At 39.7% G+C, this 3,533-nt stretch carries 3 protein-coding genes and 2 pseudogenes; 1 reads left to right on the forward strand and 4 read right to left on the reverse strand.

All coding sequences use genetic code 11. The features are described from left to right. Positions 1-53: 53 nt before the first annotated feature. From RMY63_RS41395 to RMY63_RS41410, 4 genes and pseudogenes are all read right to left on the reverse strand, one after another. Positions 54-308 (reverse strand): annotated as a pseudogene (locus RMY63_RS41395) (ATP-dependent RecD-like DNA helicase); the annotation flags it as partial. 281 nt (positions 309-589) lie between these two features. After that, on the reverse strand, positions 590-1,588 hold the full coding sequence (locus tag RMY63_RS41400) for a ParB/RepB/Spo0J family partition protein (protein ID WP_322734228.1): 999 nt from the start codon (positions 1,586-1,588) through the stop codon (positions 590-592). After that, positions 1,531-2,148 (reverse strand): ParA family protein, encoded by a 618-nt coding sequence (locus tag RMY63_RS41405; RefSeq protein WP_163937133.1) that lies wholly within the window; start codon positions 2,146-2,148, stop codon positions 1,531-1,533. The genes RMY63_RS41400 and RMY63_RS41405 overlap by 58 nt, the downstream gene beginning before the upstream one ends. A 520-nt stretch (positions 2,149-2,668) precedes the next feature. Continuing rightward, positions 2,669-2,917 (reverse strand): annotated as a pseudogene (locus tag RMY63_RS41410) (transposase); the annotation flags it as partial. On the opposite strand from RMY63_RS41410, the gene RMY63_RS41415 reads away from it, so the two are divergent. Continuing rightward, entirely contained in the window at positions 2,891-3,256 is a 366-nt protein-coding gene (locus tag RMY63_RS41415; protein ID WP_322734229.1) for a hypothetical protein, read from the forward strand. The pseudogene RMY63_RS41410 and the gene RMY63_RS41415 overlap by 27 nt on opposite strands. Positions 3,257-3,533 lie beyond the last annotated feature (277 nt).

Raw genomic sequence — 3,533 nt, forward strand, 5'->3', positions numbered from 1 at the left:
ACAATGGTAATTATTCAGTTGAGCGTTTTATATTTAATCATGTCTAGCTACTTAACTACCTGGAACTGTGTCCCAAATTGTGGATGGTCACGCCAGAAACCAGTTAGCTGTAGAATTTGACCTGGCTGAATATTGGCAAAGCTGCCTACGATTGTGGTTAAGTCAGTGGCTCTGGCGCGGGTTAAGCGTGCTACGCTGTAGCCTGACTCCTGGGAATAAAAGGTGAGTCTTTCAACTACTCCAGTAATGGTTTCATGTTGGAGAGAAGCATTAACTTGCTGTTGGGAGTGGGCTGGGGGAGTGGACATTGCTTATTTAAAAATGCCGCACATTATTATAAGCCTGCAATTCCATCAACTATAGTACATAGATACTAAGATGTATAGTTTTGCCGGATGTTTCTATAATAAATCTCTAGCCATCCATGAAAGCCCTTATCCACCAGACACTGTGCGAACGGGCTTTCATCCCCAAAAATATAAGAGTGTACAAACTCTCCTACCTAATTTGGAAGAGAGGTTTTATTTTTGGGATCTCTCTATAAATCAAACTGTAAGCTGCTTTGCTAAATGACCCAAAACATTTTGGGTCATTTTTCTTGTAAAAATTCTTCTATTTTAACTAGCAAGCTTTCCGCTTCTTGGAGCTGATATGGATCTTTTTCAATATTTTTCAGAGATTTTTTGAATTGTTTGTAAGCACTATCTAATCTAGTTCGGATAGGGTTTTCTGAACTTGGTTTAAGAGCTTTAACCCTTTTTTTTATTTCAATAAGTGAAAGATTGTTGGCAATTGCTTCCCATAAAAGTTCTTGCCTGATACCAGGGTCGTCAATTTTTGCAATCTCTAGTCCTTTGGTGTATTCAATTTTTCCTTGACGAACAGCTGACAGAATTTCTTGAGGTTTTTTTAATAAGGGAAGCCTAGTTTTGACAAAAGATTCCCAGGTAATTCCACCACAAAATGCAAAAACTGCTTGAATTTTGTCAAACTGAGGATGATCTAAAACGTTTTGGAGACCTGAGCGACGTTTGAGATTATCTATTTGATACAGCAGACTTATAGCTTCTTCAACAGTTGCTTCAATTGCTAAAGAAAGGAGTTTCAAAGTACCATCTAAATCTTCTAAGGCACTAAAATCTTGACGATTTTTGTTTTCTGCAAGTGATGCTTTGAAAGCTTCAAGGTTATTCCAGTTAAAGATTCTGACAGGAAGTGGATCTATTTCTGCAAACTCAGAACCATGATAGCGGCGTTTCCCAGCAACAAGTTCATATTCATCAGGCAACGTATTGCTTAGTGGACGAACCCATAATGGAGAGTGAATACCATTCGGTTTCAGGTCATTTAGCGCCCAAGCTTTTAGTTCATCCTGGTCATAGTAGTAGCGCACAGGCTGTCCACCTGGCACAAAACTGAAAGTTAGATGAATTTTACTACGGGGTATCCAAACTACTCCTGAATCCTTGCCTGATTCATTGGTAATTATCTCGCTCTCGTCCGTATCAGGAGTAAAGCTTAAAATCTGTTTTAGGTTAGCAAGTCTTTGATCGGTTCCAGCTTTGCTAGTTCCTTCCAATCTTCCCATGCTTTTTTTCCTCCTCTTTTAATTTCATAAATTGGCTTCCCCTCGGCAGATGCATGTTCATAAACTTTCAAGCGTTGAATCCCTTGTTCTAACACAGGTAAACCTTGTTCTCTAAGCGTATGAAAAGCTATTTCCCCATCCGGCTCTGATGATGGAGGTACAACAGTTAACAAAACAGAATATTTAGTTTTTGGTGGAAAACTTTGAACCATCATGTTTAAAGCACTCATTGAGAGAGCAGAAGGAGTTGTAATAGCTAAAAGCAAATCACATCCATCAACTAGCTCTTTAATCTCAGCAGAACTTGGTCGCGCAGGAGTGTCAATGACAATAAAATCAAAGTTCTCTTTTGCCATTATTCGGTTAGCTGTATTTTCTGTAGCAACTTGAAAGGGTAGATAGCCGCGAGATCCCCAAACGGATGCTGAACGATTAGGATCATAATCAATGAGCAAAACTTTATATCCTTTCTGTGCAAACAGGCAAGCCAGACACACTGCTGAGGTAGTTTTGCCCACACCCCCTTTAAAGGCAGTCAGTGTTACAAATTTGGTCGCCAAAATTCTGTTTCCGTTACTTGTGATTGAATTGCATTCTACCTTGCTCTAGTGGAGTTGTTTACTTAATTAAAGATTTTATAGATATTTGTACTGCTGACCCAAAACGTTTTGGGTCATTCAATATACAACTTCAATAACTGGAGTCAAGTAGAAGCCTGGCGATATTAAGTAATGCCACAGCCTTCAAAATAGATAAATTGACAGTTAAAATACGATTGTTCCACAGTTTGGGTAAATTTAATTAAACACAAATGTCAATGAAATCTATCCAACGTTCATCCAAGCCACAATTACCACAGCCAAAATCCAACAACCTAAGCCGAAAGACTGAACTTGTTGCTTACCCAGCAGTAGAGCACCCCCCAGTTACACTTCAGGTAGACCCAACCCCCAGTGATGAGTCACCGTCAGTAGAGCAGCAAGCCCAATGACGCTTATAACCATCAAATCGTTGGCTTTTACTTTTACGCCCGTGCCTCATTTCATCATCCTCAATGGAGATGCGTCGTTCTTTGGCAACACCAGAGGTTAGTTTAATTTCTTCACAATCAATACAATCCAGCACTAACTGCCAACGTCTATCCATGATCAATGCTTCAATCGCTTCCGCATCAGAGGCTCCTGTATAAGCTTGTAAAATTGTTGCCAATGCCAGTTGTGCTGGTGGCACTGGCGGATGTCCTTTGGCAGAATCTGCGTACAGCTTGTTCAGTTCCTCTTGAAATTGCGAATCAAATATTTGATGGCGGTATTGCCGCAAGAACGTAAATTGTGTTTATGGGGAGAACCACCAACATATTCAGGACGTGGGAAACCACGAGTACACGGAGATAAATTTCAGATCAACGATACCTGTACCTGGTCAGAACCGAGCCAAACAATTGAACAAGAAGATGCCAAACTCGCTAGAGGGAGAATTCGTGTTTGGACAAGAAAGCATTTTCGTCTTTCCCCAGATCATCCGATGTCAATCATACTGGTCGAGAGGTTACCTGAAGATGGCTCTTTACGAGTTAATAAACCAATGTCAGTAGACCGAAAAGTTTTGCGATCGCTCTGTGATCGATACCTGTATTCTTATTGTTGTCTAAAAAACTGTAATTTTTGATACGCTTTTTGAAAAAGTCATTTGTAAACATAGCATAAGTAAAACTAATATATTAACCAAAAAGTTAAGGGCAGCTCTCGCAGCAGAAGTATGTCCTGGTGCTGTGTCTGGGAATTTTTGTAAAGTATTGGAGTGAAGAAGCAAAATTTTTGACGATTAAGATTATTTGGTTTGACTATGACTTCAAATATGCCAGTTTTAACTGATAGTAAAACCTTGAACGTCACTTTTCAAGTTTGGATCGTTTGTACCTATAAAAACGGCAAAAGGCGAGCGC

Origin of the sequence: Nostoc sp. ChiQUE01b, assembly GCF_034531255.1 — a bacterium.
Classification (GTDB): Bacteria; Cyanobacteriota; Cyanobacteriia; order Cyanobacteriales; family Nostocaceae; genus Nostoc.